At 60.0% G+C, this 14544-nt stretch carries 13 protein-coding genes; 4 read left to right on the top strand and 9 right to left on the bottom strand.

The genetic code is table 11. The features are described from left to right. Window positions 1-11: 11 nt before the first annotated feature. The 4 genes from FHT85_RS08730 to FHT85_RS08715 all read right to left on the bottom strand — a co-directional run bounded on the left by FHT85_RS08730 (window position 12) and on the right by FHT85_RS08715 (window position 4106). Window positions 12-827 carry an ABC transporter permease subunit gene (locus FHT85_RS08730; protein WP_112398702.1) on the bottom strand — a complete coding sequence of 272 codons (816 nt, stop codon included), beginning with the start codon at window positions 825-827 and terminating at the stop codon, window positions 12-14. Window positions 828-830: 3 nt separating this feature from the next. Further along, the gene (locus FHT85_RS08725; protein ID WP_015338857.1) at window positions 831-1742 is read right to left on the bottom strand and encodes an ABC transporter permease subunit; all 912 of its coding nucleotides are present in this window, start codon (window positions 1740-1742) and stop codon (window positions 831-833) included. A gap of 2 nt (window positions 1743-1744) precedes the next feature. Then, complete coding sequence (locus FHT85_RS08720; RefSeq protein ID WP_112335331.1) at window positions 1745-2887, bottom strand: ABC transporter ATP-binding protein; 1143 nt, start codon at window positions 2885-2887, stop codon at window positions 1745-1747. 130 nt (window positions 2888-3017) lie between these two features. Next, the gene (locus FHT85_RS08715; protein ID WP_246779948.1) at window positions 3018-4106 is read right to left on the bottom strand and encodes a polyamine ABC transporter substrate-binding protein; all 1089 of its coding nucleotides are present in this window, start codon (window positions 4104-4106) and stop codon (window positions 3018-3020) included. Window positions 4107-4431: 325 nt separating this feature from the next. On the opposite strand from FHT85_RS08715, the gene FHT85_RS08710 reads away from it, so the two are divergent. After that, window positions 4432-5430: an aldo/keto reductase gene (locus FHT85_RS08710; RefSeq protein WP_112409912.1), complete on the top strand. Its 999-nt coding sequence runs from the start codon at window positions 4432-4434 to the stop codon at window positions 5428-5430. 37 nt (window positions 5431-5467) lie between these two features. On the opposite strand, the gene FHT85_RS08705 is transcribed toward FHT85_RS08710, so the two are convergent. After that, window positions 5468-6340, bottom strand: coding sequence for a LysR family transcriptional regulator (locus FHT85_RS08705; RefSeq protein WP_112335328.1), 873 nt, complete (start codon window positions 6338-6340; stop codon window positions 5468-5470). An 88-nt stretch (window positions 6341-6428) separates the two neighbouring features. Here FHT85_RS08705 and FHT85_RS08700 point away from each other — a divergent pair, with 88 nt between their 5' ends. Then, complete coding sequence (locus FHT85_RS08700) at window positions 6429-6689, top strand: hypothetical protein (protein WP_112335327.1); 261 nt, start codon at window positions 6429-6431, stop codon at window positions 6687-6689. Here the strand turns inward: FHT85_RS08700 and FHT85_RS08695 are convergent. The 4 genes from FHT85_RS08695 to FHT85_RS08680 form a co-directional block, all read right to left on the bottom strand. Next, entirely contained in the window at window positions 6662-9202 is a 2541-nt protein-coding gene (locus FHT85_RS08695; RefSeq protein WP_112409911.1) for a methyl-accepting chemotaxis protein, read from the bottom strand. The two genes, FHT85_RS08700 and FHT85_RS08695, sit on opposite strands and share 28 nt — an antisense overlap. A gap of 319 nt (window positions 9203-9521) precedes the next feature. Then, window positions 9522-9665, bottom strand: coding sequence for a hypothetical protein (locus tag FHT85_RS08690; protein ID WP_181476150.1), 144 nt, complete (start codon window positions 9663-9665; stop codon window positions 9522-9524). A 165-nt stretch (window positions 9666-9830) separates the two neighbouring features. Beyond that, window positions 9831-10343 carry an ankyrin repeat domain-containing protein gene (locus FHT85_RS08685; RefSeq protein WP_112409975.1) on the bottom strand — a complete coding sequence of 171 codons (513 nt, stop codon included), beginning with the start codon at window positions 10341-10343 and terminating at the stop codon, window positions 9831-9833. Window positions 10344-10415: 72 nt separating this feature from the next. After that, window positions 10416-11597 carry an NAD(P)/FAD-dependent oxidoreductase gene (locus FHT85_RS08680; protein WP_112409910.1) on the bottom strand — a complete coding sequence of 394 codons (1182 nt, stop codon included), beginning with the start codon at window positions 11595-11597 and terminating at the stop codon, window positions 10416-10418. 137 nt (window positions 11598-11734) lie between these two features. Between FHT85_RS08680 and FHT85_RS08675 the strand changes: the two genes are divergently transcribed. Together FHT85_RS08675 and FHT85_RS08670 are read left to right on the top strand one after the other, a co-directional pair. Continuing rightward, entirely contained in the window at window positions 11735-13171 is a 1437-nt protein-coding gene (locus tag FHT85_RS08675) for a glutamine synthetase family protein (protein WP_041677220.1), read from the top strand. 11 nt (window positions 13172-13182) lie between these two features. Continuing rightward, the gene (locus tag FHT85_RS08670; RefSeq protein ID WP_112409909.1) at window positions 13183-14481 is read left to right on the top strand and encodes an NAD(P)/FAD-dependent oxidoreductase; all 1299 of its coding nucleotides are present in this window, start codon (window positions 13183-13185) and stop codon (window positions 14479-14481) included. Window positions 14482-14544 lie beyond the last annotated feature (63 nt).

Genomic DNA, 14544 nt, shown 5'->3' with positions numbered 1-14544 from the left:
CCTGCAGCACTTCAAGCTGCTGCAGCGGCGTGCTCATCCCTTTGTCGCTGAACCTCGCGACGTTTCGTCACGATGGAAGTGCAGATGACCCCAACGGCAACCACGCCGATCAGAATGGTACAGATGGCGTTGATTTCCGGCGTCACGCCAAGCTTTACCTGGCTGTAGATCAGCATCGGCAGGGTCTTGGCGCCGGCACCGGAGGCGAAAGTCGCAATCACCAGATCGTCGAGCGACAAGGTCAGTGCCAGTACCCAGCCGGAGAAGACGGCCGGCGCGATGATCGGCAGCGTCACCTCGAAGAAGGTGCGCACCGGCGGTGCGCCGAGATCCAGCGCCGCCTCCTCGATGGAACGATCGAAGGTGAGCAAGCGGGACTGTACGACGACGGCGACGAAACACATGGTCAGCGTCGTATGCGCCATCACGATCGTCCAGAATCCGCGATCGACGCCCGACGTCACGAAGAGCAGCAGCAGCGACAGGCCGGTGATGACGTCAGGCATGACCAGCGGCGCGTAGATCATTCCCGAAAACAGGATGCGGCCGCGGAAACGCGTGTAGCGCACAAGGGTAATCGCCGCGAAGGTGCCGAGCACCGTTGCAATCGTCGCCGAGAGCAGCGCGATGCGCACCGTCAGCCATGCGGCATTCAGCATCGTATCATTGCTGAAAAGATGAACGTACCATTGCGTCGAGAAGCCGCCCCAGACTGTAACGAGGCGCGAGCTGTTGAAGGAGTAGATCACCAGCAGCAGGATCGGCAGGTAGAGGAAGGCCAGGCCGAGCGTGACCGAGACGATGTTGAAGCGGGACCAGCGGATCATTTGTTATCTCCCCTTCTCGTCGGCTTTTGCCTGAAAATGCTGGAAGAAGACGATCGGAATCACGAGCACCAGAAGCAGGATGGTCGCCACCGCCGATGCCAGCGGCCAGTCGGTGTTGCTGTAGAATTCCGTCCAGAGCACCTTGCCGATCATCAGGGTTTGCGATCCGCCGAGCAGATCGGGGATGACGAATTCGCCGACGGCGGGAATGAAGACCAGCATGCAGCCGGCGATGACCCCGGGAAGCGAAAGCGGAAAGGTGACGCGCCAGAAGGCGCCAATCGGCGTGCAGCCGAGATCCTGCGCTGCCTCGATCAGCGTGCCGTCCATCTTTTCCAGCGCGGAATAAAGCGGCAGCACCATGAAGGGCAGGTAGGAATAGACCATGCCGATATAGACGGCGGTATTGGTGTTCAGGATGACAAGCGGCTCATGAATGATGCCGAGCGCCATCAGCAGTTGGTTCAGGAGGCCCGTCGTGCTCAGGATCGACATCCAGGAATAGACGCGGATGAGGAAACTCGTCCAGAAGGGCAGGATGACCAACATCAGCAGCGTCGGCCGAATCGTGCGCGGCGCCTGCGCCATGCCATAGGCGATCGGATAGGCGATGATCAGCGTCAGGAGCGTCGAGATGCCGGCAATCTGCAGGCTCTCGATATAGGCGTTCATGTAGAGCGGATCGCCGGCAAGCCATATGTAATTGTCGAACGACATGGTTTGCAGCTTGTCCCACCAATCGCCGAAACTGTCGGTCCAAGCGAAGGACGGATCATAGGGTGGCACCGACAGGGCCTTCGTCGACAGCGAGATGCGGAAGACGATGAGGAAGGGCGCGAGAAAGAAGAGCAGCAACCAGGCATAGGGAACGATGATAACGAGGCGCTGATAGATGGAGGAGCCGAGCGCTTTCATGATCAATCCTTCAGCAAGACGCCGGCATTTTCATCGAAGGAGATCCAGACGTTCTGGTCGTAGGCGAAGGGCTCTTCCACGGCGCGGACTGCGTTCAGCGACGAGGCCTTGACCACTTGCCCGCTCTTCAGCTTGACGTGGAAAACGGTCATGTCGCCGAGATAGGCGATGTCCCAGATCTCGCCTTCTGCCGCATTGACCGAGGCATTGGCCGGCGGACGCGGCGAAACCCGAAGCTTTTCCGGGCGGATGGCGAGACTGGCGCGGCTTCCAGCCGATGGTATGTCGCCAGAAGCCGTGCGCACCGTGAAGCCCGATTCGATCGCGATCTCGACGATGCCCGATTGTGCCGAGTTGACGTTCCCGTCGAGGATATTCACATCGCCGATGAAGTCGGCAACGAAGCGGCAGTTGGGCGCCTCGTAGATCTCGGCCGGCGTCGCCACCTGCACCACCTTGCCGTGGCTCATGACTGCGATGCGGTCGGCCATGGTCATCGCCTCTTCCTGGTCGTGGGTAACGACGACGAAGGTCAGCCCCAGGCTCTGCTGCAGATCCATGAGTTCGAACTGAGTTTCCTCGCGCAGCTTCTTGTCGAGCGCGCCAAGGGGTTCATCGAGCAGCAGCACCTTCGGCCGTTTCGCAAGCGAGCGGGCTAGAGCCACGCGCTGGCGTTGACCGCCGGAAAGCTGGTTCGGCTTGCGCTTGGCGAACTGCTCCAGCTTGACGAGCTTCAGCATCTGCCCGACGCGATCGTCGATCTCGGACTTCGGCATGCCATCCTGGCGCAGGCCGAAGGCGATGTTCTTTTCCACCGACATATGGGGAAACAGCGCGTAGGACTGGAACATCATGTTGACGGGGCGGCGATAGGGTGGCGTGCCGGCAAGATCTTGCCCATCCAGCACGATTTCGCCCGTTGTCGGCTGCTCGAAGCCCGCCAGCATGCGCAAAAGCGTGGACTTGCCGCAGCCCGATGCGCCGAGAAGAGCGAAGAATTCACGATTGTAGATATTCAGGGAGAGGTTATCGACGGCGGTAAAGTCACCGAACTTCTTCGTCACGTTCTTGAAGGAAATGTAAGGTTTGGCCGAAGGATCGGTCCAAGGAGCAAAGGAACGCCGGATATTACCGAGTGACTTCATTATCTATCCCCAAATGGATGCCCCTACGGGCGCTCGTCGCGCCGGCTCTTCCCCATCCCGGCGCGCTCGTGATTTCCTGCATTGTCCTCATAAGGAAAGGCCCGGACGTTGCCGTCCGGGCCGCTTCGATTTATTGGCCTGTCGTGACCTTTGTCCACAAGCGCGTCGCCACGCGCTGCGTTTTAGAGTCCCACGGGGTCAGCGTGTACAGTTTCTCGCGAACCGCGTCGGTCGGATAAACGGACGGATCTTCCAGTACATCCTTGCTCACGAACTGCTGCGACGCCTTGTTGCCGTTGGCATAGGAAGTGAAGTTGCTCGCCTTGGCGATAACCTCAGGCCTCATGATGTAGTTGAGGAAAATATGCGCCTCCTCGACATGCGGCGCATCGGCTGGGATCGCCATGACGTCGAACCACATCTGCGCGCCCTTTGTCGGGATCGAATAGGCGATGTTAACGCCGTTCTTCGCCTCGGCGGCACGATTGCGGGCCTGCAGCACGTCGCCGGAATAGCCAAACGCCAGGCAGATATCGCCATTGGCAAGCGCATTGATATATTCGGAGGAGTGGAATTTGCGCACGAAGGGACGGATCGCGGTCAGGAGATCCTCGGCCTTCTTGAAGTCTTCCTGCTTGGTCGAATTCGGGTCGAGGCCCAGATAGCGCAGCGCGGCCGGAATGACGTCGGTCGGGGAATCAAGCACGTAGATGCCGCAATCTTTGAACTTGGCGGCGAGCTTCGGATCGAAGATCACGTTGATATCAGGCGCATCGTCCGTGCCGAGGATCTGCTTCACTTTGTCGACATTATAGCCGACACCACTCGTGCCCCACATGTAGTCGATGGCGTACTGGTTGCCGGGATCGTAGGTCGCAATGCGCTTCTGCACCGTATCCCACATGTTGGAGATATTCGGCAGCTTGGACTTGTCGATCTTCTGGAAGACGCCGGCCTTGATCTGGCGCTGCAGGAAGTAGGCCGTCGGTACGACAATGTCGTAGCCTGTCTTGCCGGCCAGCAGCTTGGTTTCCAGCGTCTCGTTCTGGTCGAAGGTGTCATAGACGACCTTGATGCCGGTTTCCTTGGTGAAATCCGCCAGGATTGAGTTGTCGATGTAATCGGACCAATTGTAGATATTGACGACCTTGTCTTCTGCTTGAGCGACCGTCGCCAGCGAAACGACCGCAAAAGCCGTTGCTGCAAGCCGTGCGAACATGGACTTCATAGTCTCTCCTGTTTTGTTCAAGGGCATCCAGCCGATGCCCAACCCTCTGTTTTTCCCGTTAGACTAGAAAGGAAATCGAAAGGCGACAAGGGAAAAAGGCAGGTCAGCGCGCGCTTTAGCTTTTTTACCCAAAAACGATCGAGCGCTCTGCAAATGGCTGCCGTTCGCACGCAATCGTGAACTCAAGGCCTGCTTCACGCGTGAACACGGAAGCCGGCTTTGCTAACATCGCGACGTTCTCGCTCGCGAACATTTTCAAACCTGTTTCGTCGCCCCGCTCAGCGGGCAAACTCAAACCCATCAGCAGGGGCTCATCATGCAGTATCAGAAATTCGGCAATACCGGTCTCAGCGTCTCGCGTCTTTGCCTGGGCACGATGACCTTCGGCCTGCAGATCGAGCAGGAAGATATCGCACATGCCATTCTCGACAAGGCGGCAGATGCCGGGGTCAACTTCATCGACACGGCCGATGTATACCCGCTCGGCGGCGGCGAGCAGCTTGCCGGCCGCACCGAAGAGATCGTCGGGCGCTGGCTGAAGGGCAAGCGCGACCGTTTCATCGTCGCGACCAAAGCCGTCGGAAAGGTCGGCCCGTCTCCCTGGGATCAGGGTGCGTCGCGCAAGCATCTCCTCGACGCCATCGACGCTTCGCTGCGGCGGCTCGGCACCGATTATGTCGACCTTTACCAGCTGCATTCGGACGATCGCGAAACACCGATCGACGAGACGCTGGAGGCGCTCGACGTCATCGTGCGCTCGGGCAAGGCTCGCTATGTCGGCGTGTCGAATTTCCTCGCCTATCGGCTGGCACTGGCGCTCGGCCGCGCCGATTTCCTGCGCACCGCCCGCTTCGTCTCGGTGCAGCCGCGCTACAATCTCTTGTTCCGCCAGATCGAGCGCGAACTGCTGCCGCTTGCCGAAGAACAGCGTCTCGCTGTCATCCCCTATAACCCGATCGCCGGCGGCCTCCTTACCGGCAAGCACAAGCATGATGTCGCGCCGACAGAAGGCCGCTTCAGTGCACAGCTTCGCAGCGCCGGCAGCAACTATCTGCAGCGTTATTGGCACGAGCGCGAATTCGCGACCATCGAGAAGCTCCGCGGCATTGCCGAAGAGGCCGGGCAATCGCTTACCAAGCTTGCCGTCGCCTGGGTTGCGGCCAATCCGGTCATCACCTCAGCCATCATCGGCGCCAGCCGTCCTGAACAACTGACGGACACGTTGGCCGCCATCGATCTGCAGCTCGATCCAGAGCTCAAAACCAAGCTTGACGAAGCCACTGTCGAATATCGCTGGGGCGACGCGGCCCGTTGAAGGAGCACGAACCGGCGGTCAATTGCCGTTGGCTCTTTCACAGATAGGTCGGGCGCTTGCCGGCAAAGAGTTCGGCGTGGCTTTTCAACAGCTTGATCATGCGGTCGACCACCGTGCGGATTTCCCGGCGGTGGCGGTCGACATTGTTCATGACGATCCATTGCCGGTGGCGCAGCTCGTGGATTTCCTCGCCGACCCGCTCCAGCCGCGGCTCCTGATCTCCGACGAAACAGGGCAAAACAGCAATGCCGGATCCGGCGAGCACCAGATCGTGCAGTGAGCGCGGGCGGCTGACCGTGAAGGCGATTTCCTCGCGTCTATTCTGATGCGGCCAGCGCAGATAGGCTGAGATCGCTTCCTCCTCCGCCACCGCGATCCAGCGCTGCGGTCCGACAAAGCGCATATTGCGGGCCTGATAGGCGGCATAGGCGACATCACCGATCTTGACGGCGGCGAGATTGGTCTCTTCCGGCTCGAAGGCACGGATGCCGATATCGCTCTCGCGATGGGCGAGGCTGGCGCGGCGCTCGCCGAGATGCAGATCAATGCGGAAGCCGTCCCGCTCCGAACAGATCGTCGGCATATTTTGGCTGAGCAGCCAGCCGACCCAAGTGCCGGCAGCGATGCGGACCACGGACGTGCCCTGGGCATCGCGCTGCCAGCTATCGACCTTGCGAGCGGCCGCCTCCATCTCCAGCAGTTGATCGAACAGCGTCTGACCGTCGCCGGTCAGCGTGTAGCCCGCCTGGCTGCGCTCGAAGAGTGGGCGGCCGATCTGCGCTTCAAGTTCCAGCATGCGCCGACCGATCGTTGCCGGGCTGAGACCGCTTGAAGGGACCGCGCCTGTCAAGCCGCCGCCGCGGGCCACATCGAGAAAAAGCTGATACGAATCCCATGACGAGTTTTTCATAATTGAAAAACATAAGACGATCATGGCTGTTTATAAAGAAAATTCGGATGTGTAGTTGAAGGGATGCCTCACAGGAAGGAGACATCCCATGATAGACAGCATGGCCCTGGCGAAAGCCATAGAAATACAGAGCCTGGCGCGCGAAGAGCAATGGCGCTGCGACGAGGATCTATTCTACCTCGACTACGGGCTCGAACTGCCGCGGCTCTTCATATGGATTGAGCGCATATTTGTCGCTTCGGGCATCCGGCGCAAGGCAATGAAAAAGGCGGACCGGCCGGAAATCGGCCGATCCGCCAGCAGTGGCAATGATGGCTGCAGTCAGGCTGCCGCCTGCTCGCGCATGTAATTCGCGCTGTAACCAGCCTCGATCTTGAACTGCTGAATGAGGTGCAGCAAAGCATCGGCCTCGGCGGCCAGCTCCCGGCTGGCGGCGGTAGTTTCTTCAACCATGCCGGCATTCTGCTGCGTCATCTGGTCCATGTGATTGACCGACGAATTGACCTCCTGCAGGGCGCTTGCCTGATCGTGGCTGGCACGGGCGATCATTTCCACATGCTGGCTGATCGTCACGATCTGGCTGCTGATCTGCGCGAGTACCGAACCGGCCTCTTGCACGAACTGCGAACCGGAACTGACCTCCTCGGTCGACTTGTTGATGAGACCCTTGATCTCCTTGGCGGCAGCGGCCGAGCGCTGTGCCAGCTCGCGCACCTCCATGGCGACCACGGCGAAACCTTTGCCGGCGTCGCCGGCACGGGCGGCTTCGATGCCGGCATTGAGCGCCAGGAGATTAGTCTGGAAAGCGATCTCGTCGATGACGCCGATGATCTGCTCGATCTTGCGGGATGCATCTTCGATCCGGGTCATCGCGTCGATGGCGTTGCCGACGACGACAGAGCTGTCATCGGCGCTGCGCTTGGCTTCGCGCACGATGGCATCCGCATCCTTGGCACGCTCGGCAGACGAACGGACGGTGACCGTGATCTCGTCAACGGCCGCGGCCGTCTGCTCGAGAGACGCCGCCTGCTGCTCGGTGCGCTTCGACAGAGCCTCGGCAGAAGCAGCCATCTGGTTGCCGTTGCTCTGAATCATCTCGACATTGTCGCGCACCTGGCTCAGCGTCTGCTGCAGGCGCGATAGCGAACTGTTGAAATCCTGGCGAAGCTGTTCGAGACGGCCAATGAACGGCGTTTCGATCGTTGCCGAAATATCGCCCTGGGCAAGGCGCTCGAGCCCGGCAGCAAGCTCGCTGACGGCATAGTCGATCTGTCGGTCGAGCTCGCGCTTTTCGGCGTCGTTGCGCTGACGTTCGTGCTCTGCGGCCGCACGCTCCTCGTCGCTCTGTTCCTCGATACGGATCTTCGAGATAGCGTTTTCCTTGAAGATGCCGAGGGCTCGGGCCATATCGCCGATTTCGTCGCGGCGCTGCTCGCCGGAGATCGAAGTTTCGAGCAAACCGTCGGCAATGCGGCGCATGGCGGCGGTGATCTGGCCGATCGGTCGCTGCAGGGTCAGGACGAGCGCGATGCCGCCGGCAATGGAGAGGATGATGCCGAGTGCGGTTGCCAGAATGGATATTGAATTTGCCTGGTTGCGCTCGCTGCCAGCGCTCTGCTTCTGCGTCTCGGCGAAGGCGGTGAGCTGGCCCCAGACCTGATCGAGCTGCTGACGGGCGCCGGCATATTCGGCGATCCGCTGGTTGATCGTATCGACCAGCTTGCCGCCGGCGTCATCCATCGATTTGATTGCCGGACGAATGGCCGAGTCGATGTCGCCGGCGAAATCCATGCTCTTGGCGCTCTGGTTCAGCGTATCGATATCGCCGCCGAGCTTGGAGACTTCCTGACGCAGGCGGACGAGATTGTCCTTGTTGGTATTGGCGTTGAAATCCGCCAGTACGAGCTGCAGGGAATAGATGGAATCCTGCAGGCGGCGCGTGTCCTGCAGAACCGAATTGGTCTGTGCGACGCGGGCGTCGAGGGACACGAAGGTCGTGGTCGCCTGGCGCATCATCTGCGTCGCCGTCAGCTGCGTGTAGGTCGAGGTCTGGCGGAAGCGCGAGAGCAGCCGACCGATATTGGTGATCGTGTCATCGGTCGGAGCATCGGTGCTTTCAGTAAAGGCGGCGAGATCCTTGATTGTGCCCGTCAGCGACTGGACGACGCTCTTCTGGTTTTGCGGCAATGCGAGGTCGATCGACCGCTGCGCCTTGTTCAGATCCGGCAGACGATCCTTGAGAAGCTTGACCTTGTCAGCCGGCGTCGCCGCATTATTGAAGTCTTGCGCCACGGAAGCCAGCAGGTCGCCGCCTTTCAACAACCGATCGGCCGAGCGCAGGGTCGAGGTCGCATCAGCCTGATCCTTGCGCATCTGGTCTTCAAGCTGCTGGCTGTTGAAATTGACGTTGAAGCGGGCGCTGATCAGGGCGCGCTGGCCGTCGTCGATCGTCTTGCGCAGGGACAGCTCCTGTTCGTGCAGCGACCACAGCCTGCCGACGAGGTTGGACATGTCGGCGGTCTTTGTCGTCGCTTCGGTGAGGTTGTCGCGGCCCTCCGCCTCCGGAGCGAGCTGACTCAGCGTCGAATTGAGCACGCTCTGCTGCGACTTGATGTCTTCATAGAGCTTGTCGCGCTGGCGGGTGTTGGTGATGCGCAGGAAATCATCCATGGAACCATACAGGTTCTTGAACCCGGTCAAGGACTGCAGGACGCTGTTGGAAATCTCCATACGCCCCTGAAGCAGGCCCGACGCATAAAGCCCGGTAAGGCCCACGGCAGAAATGCTGATGACGAACGGCAGGACGAATATCAGAACCTTCGTCCTGATGTTGAAACGCGACAATATCTTGTCAATGAACATTTTGGCCCAGACCTCACACCGCTCCCCCGTCGACGCCGCCTCGGCGCTGACCGGATGTATAACCATCGTTCTTGAAATATCCGCAGGCGGGGTTCCTGAGTATAAGTCAGGAAGCAATCATTGCTTCGGCTCCAGCTTGCGGTGGAGCGCCCCAAGAAATCGAATGAGATTGTGTGGGTGATTAATTAATTTTCAGATAAAGATGTAATGCGACCACCATCACACAACCAAACGCTGAAAAGCGGGCGATGAAGCCTATCTATATGCGCGAGGCGGCGCCGCCGCTCGATGGCGGCGAGGAACAATGGGGCGGCTTTAATCAGAAGCCGCGGATGGCGAGGTAGGCGATGCAAGCGGCCGTAGCGCCGGTCGCCAACATCAACAGTCTTGCCGCCAGAAGCTTGGCATTGTCACGGGTTTGAGCGATTGCGATAGCACGAGCGCGACGATGTGTTCTGTTCATGAGTATATTCCCATTTTCGCACTGACACGATAACCGGCAAAAGGCCGTTTTCGCAACAGGCAATATACAAAACAGAAATGTAGGAAAAGAAAACGTGAAAACCAGATGTTAGCCGCAAGCCTTGCGGCTAACCGTAATAGATGCGGGAATTGTGGCCGAAGCGCGCTACTTCAACAATGCCGCGATAGCAGGATCCGTCGCCGTTTCCGCAGCCGTCTTGCCGGAGGCAGACTTGATGGTCTTGTCGGCGCCATTCTTCAACAATGCCTTGACGACGGCCGGATCATCCTGCTGGCTCGCCATGTGCAACGGTGTCCAGCCATCGTAATCGCCGGACGCGTTGACGTCGGCGCCCTTGGAAACCAACAAATCAATCATTTCGGGAGGACCGTAATAGGCCGCGGTATGGAGCGGATACCAGCCCTCCGTCGTCTTCATGTCCAGCTTGGCGCCGCATGCCAGCATCTTCTTGACGACATCGCCTTTCTTGTCGCGGATCGCAATGGCGAAATTCGTGTCGCCGCCCACATCCTGACCGTTCGGATCCAGCTTCTTGCATTGCGCAGAAGCAGCGCTCGCATTGGACGCCGTGACGGCAAGCATGCCAAGCGGCATCGCCATGGCCGCAACGATACCTGAAAGAACTGTGCCGCGGAATAGCAGAGCCTTAAACGTCATGATTGTCTCCATTGAGTATTTTCGCGCTGGAGATGCTCCTTGCCCGTTTCGCGGCCTGTTGGCAAGGTCAATTCAGGCCGCCTCGCCGGCGACATGGCCGGAAGCCCATGCCCATTGGAAATTGTAGCCGCCAAGCCAACCCGTGACGTCGACACACTCGCCGATGAAGAAGAGGCCGGGAATGGTTTTCACCTGCATCGTCCGCGAATCGAGGAAAGCTGTATCGATGCCGCCGAGCGTCACCTCCGCCGTGCGATAGCCTTCGGAGCCCGAGGGTTTGACGCTCCACGACTGGATGGCTGCCGCGAGCTGCTGCAGGCGCTTGTCGGATTGATCGGCCATATTGCCGGAGATGCCTTCGCGCTCGACGACATACTGAGCCAGCCGCTTCGGGAGGATTTCCGCAAGCGCGGTCTGCGCCGACTGTCGGCCATTCACCTGCTTGGCAATCTTGAGAAGCTCAAACAGGTCGATATCGGGCTCGATCACGACCATGATGTCCTCACCCTCCCGCCAATAGGAGGAAATCTGCAGGATGGCAGGCCCGCTGAGGCCGCGATGGGTAAAGAGCAGGGCCTCGCGGAACGCCGTCTTGCCATGGCGGATCTCGGCGGGCGCGGCGATGCCCGAAAGCGGTGCCAACCGCTGAAGCAATTGCGGATCGAGTGTCAGCGGCACGAGGCCCGGTCGGGTTTCGACTATAGGCAACCCGAATTGCTCGGCGATGCGATAGGCAAAGCCAGTGGCGCCCATCTTTGGGATCGACTTGCCACCGGTGGCGACGACAAGCGAGGATGCTTCGAAGGCGCCTTCCGAGGTGCTGACGCGATAGCCGCCGGCGGTTTGATCGATATCGCGGATTTCCGTCCGCAACCGTAGCTGCGCGCCCGCATCGCGCATCTCGTCGGTCAGCATGCGGATGATGTCCTTGGCGCTGTTGTCGCAGAAGAGCTGGCCGAGCGTCTTCTCATGCCAGGCGATGCCATGGCGTTCGACCATGGCGATAAAATCCTGCGGTGTGAAACGGGCGAGCGCCGATTTGGCGAAGTGCGGATTGGCCGACAGGAAGTTCTTCGGCCCGGCATGGATGTTGGTGAAATTGCAGCGGCCGCCGCCGGAAATACGGATCTTTTCGCCCGGCGCCGCAGCATGATCGAGCACGAGGACGGACCGCCCGCGTCGGCCGGCGCGGATGGCGCACATCATGCCTGCTGCGCCCGCACCGAGGACGATCACATCATATCTGCCTGCCACGCTTCAGCCCTTCATTCTTCGCCGCGCGCTCTCGTCACTTTTCCATCATACGGCGAAAGTCCGAGCGGTTTTCCCCCTCGCCAATTGGCAAACTGCAGTTATGATGCAGTCGTCGATCAACCCAAATACGGTGTTTTATGCCCGCGAGAAAGACCCCGCTGAAAGCTTCCATACCCGTCTCGAAAGCCCCTACAGTACCTCCTTCTCTGAGATCGGCACGCGGCGTGGCAAACTGGAAGGAAGCGGCACAATGGCTGCGGGCACGCGGGATCGAGGACATAGAATGCATCACGCCGGATCTCGCCGGCGTGCCGCGCGGCAAGATGATGCCGACCTCGAAATTCACCTCCAATACGTCGCTGGCACTGCCCTCGGCGATCTATCGCCATACGATTTCCGGCGAGTATCCGGAGGAGACCGAAAGCTTCCGCTACGAACCGCGCGACAGCGATCTGAAGCTGGTGCCGGACCTTTCGACGCTTTCGGTCGTGCCCTGGGAGAGCGATCCGACGGCGCAGGTGATCTGCGATATCGTCAATTCCGAAGGACATGCGGTGTCCTACACACCGCGCAATCTATTGAAGCGGATCATGGGGCTCTATCGCGAGCGCGGGTGGAAGCCGGTGGTTGCGCCCGAGATCGAGTTCTATCTCGTCGCCAAGAATGACGATCCGGACTATCCGCTGCATCCGCCGAAGGGCCGCTCCGGCCGCTCGATCCTCGGCGGACAGGGCTATTCGATCGCCGGCATCAACGAGTTCGACGAACTGATCGACGACATCTACCATTTCTCGGAGAAGCAGGGTCTCGAGATCGATACGCTGATCCATGAAGAGGGTCCGGCGCAGCTCGAGATCAACCTGCGCCATGGCGACCCGATCGAACTGGCCGACCAGGTGTTCATGTTCAAGCGCACCATTCGCGAGGCGGCGCTGAAGCACGGCATTTACGCGACCTTCATGGCCAAGCCGATGCAGAGCCAGGCCGGCTCGGCGATGCATATCCATCAGTCGGTCGTGAACATCGAGACCGGTAAGAACGTCTTCACCAATCCGGACGGCAGCCCTTCGCAGGAGTTCTTTCATTTCATTGGCGGCATGCAGCGCTACGTTCCGAATGCGCTCGCCATGCTCGCGCCCTATGTGAATTCCTATCGCCGGCTGGCGCCGAACATGTCCTGCCCGGTCAACAATGCCTGGGGCTACGACAACCGCACCACGGCCTTCCGCGTGCCCGTTTCCGATCCACAGGCGCGGCGCGTCGAGAACCGGCTGCCGAGCTCCGATGCCAATCCCTATCTGGCGCTCGCCGCCTCGCTCGCCTCCGGCCTGCTCGGCATCATGAAAAAGGTGGAGCCCACCGCGCCGACAGAGGATTCGGCCAATGAAGGCTCGATCGACCTGCCGCGCGGCCTTCTGGAAGCCATTGCGCTGCTTGAGGACGAGCCGGCCTTCGAGGAGGTGCTCGGCAAGGACTTCATCGACATCTATGCCGGCGTCAAGCGGGGCGAATTCGAAACCTTCATGCAGGTGATCAGCCCGTGGGAGCGGGAATTCCTTCTGCTCAACGTGTGAAGGAGGCGCCCATGACGCTGCAGGAAACATGGCAAAGCCCGATCGCGCCCGGCCTTTCCTTCTACCAAGCGACCGTCGGCCCGCGTGCGAGCTATCCGAAGCTCGACGGCTCGCGCCGCGCGGATGTCGCGATTATCGGTGGCGGCTATACCGGTCTTCAGGCCGCCTACAATCTTGCCAAAGGTGGCGCGGAGGTCGTGCTGATCGATGCCAACCGCTTCGGCGACGGCGCCTCCGGCCGCAATGGCGGACAGCTCGGCACCGGCCAGCGCTGGTGGCCGGAAGAGATGGAAGAGAAGATCGGCTATGAGCGGTCGAAGGCCCTGTTCGATCTGGCCGAGGACGCCAAGCGGCATCTTCTCGATTTTTCCGCCGAGCATGGCATCGGCATCGATTTCCTGCCCGGCCAGATGAATGTCACGCACAAGCGCAGCTACAAGCGTGACTATATGGACAGTGCGGAGATCGCAGCGACCCGCTATGGCTATCCTCACATGACATTCATGGATGTGGCCGAAACCCAGGAGCGGCTGGGTTCGTCATTCTATCTCTATGGCGTTCGGGATATGGGCACGGGCCATATCCATCCCCTGAAACTGCTCATCGGCCTTGCCCGCGTCGCGGCAGAGGCCGGTGCGTCTCTCTTCGAAATGACCAAGGCGAAGGGCTTCCGGCAATTCGGCGGCAAGACGATCATCGAAACGGATGGCGGCGAGATCACAGCCGACCGGGTGCTGATCGCCTGCAACGGCTATATCGGCAATCTGGAGCCGGTGACGGCAAGTCACGTCATGCCGATCCGCTCCTTCATCGGCGCGACCGAACCGCTCGACCGCTTTCCGGCGGTACTGCCTGGTAACGAGGCCGTCGCCGATTCGCGATTCGTCGTGCGCTATTTCCGCAAATCCAAGGATGGACGCCTGCTCTTCGGCGGGCGCGAGGCCTATACGGCGGACAACCCGCGCGACATAACGCAGCACATCCGCCGGCAAATCACCGAAATCTATCCGGCCCTCGGCGATATCAGCATCGATTATGCCTGGGGCGGCTCGGTCGGCATCACCATGCCGCGCCAGCCCTTCGTGCGCGAGGTCATGCCTGGCGTCACTTCCATCGGCGGCTATTCCGGCCATGGGGTGATGCTGTCAAATTATTGCGGTAAACTCTATGCGAAAACGGTTCTCGGGAATGCGGATGAACTTCATCTCTTCAGAGAGCTGAACATACCGCCCTTCCCCGGCGGTGCGCGCATGCGGGCGCCTCTGCTGTTCCTGGCGCTCTCGTGGTTTGCGTTGCGCGACAGGTTTTGAAAACCGGAGGATGATTTCTTCCGCCGGCAATCCGTTCTAAAAAGCCGCATCTGATTTTTGCGA

The organism is Rhizobium sp. BK312 (assembly GCF_014193605.1).
Classification (GTDB): Bacteria; Pseudomonadota; Alphaproteobacteria; order Rhizobiales; family Rhizobiaceae; genus Rhizobium.
This window is presented reverse-complemented; position numbering and strand designations above follow the sequence as displayed.

What these genes read in the sequence shown, in the direction of transcription:
- FHT85_RS08730 (WP_112398702.1), bottom strand. Translation starts at nt 827, where the DNA reads ATGATCCGCTGGTCCCGCTTCAACATCGTCTCGGTCACGCTCGGCCTG.
- FHT85_RS08725 (WP_015338857.1), bottom strand. Translation starts at nt 1,742, where the DNA reads ATGAAAGCGCTCGGCTCCTCCATCTATCAGCGCCTCGTTATCATCGTT.
- FHT85_RS08720 (WP_112335331.1), bottom strand. Translation starts at nt 2,887, where the DNA reads ATGAAGTCACTCGGTAATATCCGGCGTTCCTTTGCTCCTTGGACCGAT.
- FHT85_RS08715 (WP_246779948.1), bottom strand. Translation starts at nt 4,106, where the DNA reads ATGTTCGCACGGCTTGCAGCAACGGCTTTTGCGGTCGTTTCGCTGGCG.
- FHT85_RS08710 (WP_112409912.1), top strand. Translation starts at nt 4,432, where the DNA reads ATGCAGTATCAGAAATTCGGCAATACCGGTCTCAGCGTCTCGCGTCTT.
- FHT85_RS08705 (WP_112335328.1), bottom strand. Translation starts at nt 6,340, where the DNA reads ATGAAAAACTCGTCATGGGATTCGTATCAGCTTTTTCTCGATGTGGCC.
- FHT85_RS08700 (WP_112335327.1), top strand. Translation starts at nt 6,429, where the DNA reads ATGATAGACAGCATGGCCCTGGCGAAAGCCATAGAAATACAGAGCCTG.
- FHT85_RS08695 (WP_112409911.1), bottom strand. Translation starts at nt 9,202, where the DNA reads ATGTTCATTGACAAGATATTGTCGCGTTTCAACATCAGGACGAAGGTT.
- FHT85_RS08690 (WP_181476150.1), bottom strand. Translation starts at nt 9,665, where the DNA reads ATGAACAGAACACATCGTCGCGCTCGTGCTATCGCAATCGCTCAAACC.
- FHT85_RS08685 (WP_112409975.1), bottom strand. Translation starts at nt 10,343, where the DNA reads ATGACGTTTAAGGCTCTGCTATTCCGCGGCACAGTTCTTTCAGGTATC.
- FHT85_RS08675 (WP_041677220.1), top strand. Translation starts at nt 11,735, where the DNA reads ATGCCCGCGAGAAAGACCCCGCTGAAAGCTTCCATACCCGTCTCGAAA.
- FHT85_RS08670 (WP_112409909.1), top strand. Translation starts at nt 13,183, where the DNA reads ATGACGCTGCAGGAAACATGGCAAAGCCCGATCGCGCCCGGCCTTTCC.